A 2,284-nucleotide genomic window follows, 5' to 3' on the forward strand; every position below is an offset into this window, starting at 1 on the left:
ACCGATAATGGAACATGGCCCACCTTTTCGGGTTCGGTGCGAGGTTGAAGCGGCGGGCCGCAAATACTACGGAGGACAGTATGAAGACCACACCACGGACGTATGTGTTGACGATGAATTCACCGTCTCGAAAAGGCCTTCGGCTATGGATGGGGGATAGTATCCATGCTCGGTCAAGCAGACCGGGTCTGGCACTGAGGGAGCTGCAACAGAATGTGGATAGTCTGCAGACCCCCGTCTCGTCGTCGGGCGGATCCTATTCCCTGAACCGCGACCGATAGCATGATGTCCTCGTCGGTTTCGGGAGCGGACATGAACCGTAACGTATCGGCTAACGTCTCGGTACGATCAACCATTATGCTGCCTAAATGGTTGGCATGGTCGCTCCAAAAAAGGAGGGTAACAGATGGCACGCACACAAAACCCGTTCAATCTAGAAACCTTCCTCAGTAAGGCCGATAAGGGCACGACGATTCTCACATCTCCCAAGAAACACATTCTCTTTTCGCAAGGGGATACGACTGATGCGGTGTTTTATATCCAGTCAGGCAAGGTGAAAATCACCGTAGTCTCGGAACAGGGCAAGGAAGCCGTGATCGCAATTCTTGAGCAGGGTGCTTTTTTAGGAGAATCCTGCCTGGTGGGCCAGACGGTCCGTACGGCGACCGCGACCACCTTGGAAGGCTCGCGCATTCTACGCATCGAGAAAGCCGTCATGCTTGCCATGCTTCAGAAACAACCCCGGTTCGCCACGGCGTTCATGTCGTATTTATTGACGCATTCGATCCGAGTCCAAGAGGATTTGGTGGATCAACTCTTCAATTCCAGCGAGAAGCGATTGGCGCGCGCGCTGCTGTTGTTGACCCACTTTGGGAAGGAGAGCAAGCCCGAGACGATCATTGCAAAGATATCTCAGGAAACGTTGGCTGAGATGGTCGGCACCACCCGTTCGCGCGTCAGTTTTTTCATGAATAAGTTCCGCAAGCTGGGGTTTATTGATTACAAAGGCGGGCTGCATCGAAATGGCGGGTTGCATGTGCATAGCTCCCTCCTCAATGTCGTGCTCCATGACTAAGGGCTTCGTCTCAATCCATTTCTTCATCCTGGCGACTGTAGCCGACCACATCATTATGCTGAGCCATAATGAAAAGGTAGGGATGCTTCTGACGTAGCGTGAGGTCTCATCCCCGAGGAATAGACCGGGGGGCTGCACAAAAATGAAAGATGACATGGGTGAACACTATCCAGGTATTGCCATCAGTAAGACACGAATGGGTTGAAGGCGGTACCATGCTGTGAACATGAAATTATCCGCACCTTCCACTCCAAGCATCACTGTCCCATCCATTCCCTTAAAAGTGAGCAATATTGACCAGACTGACCCCTGCTGCTCGGGCATAATTCTGGACAAATGACCCTTGGTTTTGTGCAGAAGCCCGAAACCGGGAAGCGTATGGCCAGATCCGGCGTTGTCCCAGCTGGAAGGGCAGGATTTGCACTGTACCGCGTATGAACCTGTCTACATTGGGAGGCCGGTATGCTCGTTTACCTGATCCATGTCCGCGATCCACAGTTCTATGCGCTTCCCGCTAAAACGCGGGCCACGAACGGCAACGTTCGCGTGATGGGATTTCCTCCCATCGGCATCATGTCGCTATCGTCCGTCATCAAGCAGGCGGGCCATGAATGTGTGCTGTTCGATCAAGCCGATCCCGACACCCCCAACCCCGTCATCATCGATCGAATCAATCATGAACAACCGGCACTGGTGGGACTCAGTTTTCTGAGTACCACCAGCTATCCCTACGCCAAGATGCTGGCGCGGGAGATTCGCGCGACGAATAAGGATGTGAAGCTCGCGTTTGGCGGCGTGTTCGCCAGCCTGAATGCTTCTTTGGTGAAATTACAATGTCCCGAAGTCGATTTCGTGTGCCGCGGTGACGGGGAGCAGTTGCTGTTCGATCTCCTTGCGAATCTTGACAATCCCCAGAATGTCGCAAGCCTGACATGGATGAAGAATGGGCAGGTCATCCAAAATCCCAACCGCGCCATGGAGCGGCAACTGGATCAGTGGCCCTTTCCGGACCGCGAGAGCCTCAAACTCGACTATGTTGAGTCCATGCCACTGGATGTCCCGGTGGTACTTTCGATGAGACGGTTCACGACCATGCAAACGTCTCGTGGGTGCCCCTGGCCTTGTATCTTCTGCGACATCCCGATCTTTAACGAGGGGAAATGGCGAGCCCGCAGCCCGCAGCATGTCGTCGCGGAACTCAAGTATCTC

At 53.7% G+C, this 2,284-nt stretch carries 3 protein-coding genes; all 3 read left to right on the forward strand.

Translation table 11 applies throughout. From position 1 onward, the window contains the following. Positions 1-80 precede the first annotated feature (80 nt). Positions 81-281: a hypothetical protein gene (locus ACOSYY_RS04355; RefSeq protein ID WP_421661045.1), complete on the forward strand. Its 201-nt coding sequence runs from the start codon at positions 81-83 to the stop codon at positions 279-281. Between the two features lie 125 nt (positions 282-406). Next, the gene (locus ACOSYY_RS04360; protein WP_421661046.1) at positions 407-1,075 is read left to right on the forward strand and encodes a Crp/Fnr family transcriptional regulator; all 669 of its coding nucleotides are present in this window, start codon (positions 407-409) and stop codon (positions 1,073-1,075) included. Between the two features lie 462 nt (positions 1,076-1,537). Next, positions 1,538-2,284: B12-binding domain-containing radical SAM protein (locus ACOSYY_RS04365; protein WP_421661047.1), on the forward strand; the 747-nt coding region annotated here is incomplete at its 3' end.

It is taken from the genome of Nitrospira sp. BLG_2, assembly GCF_049222245.1.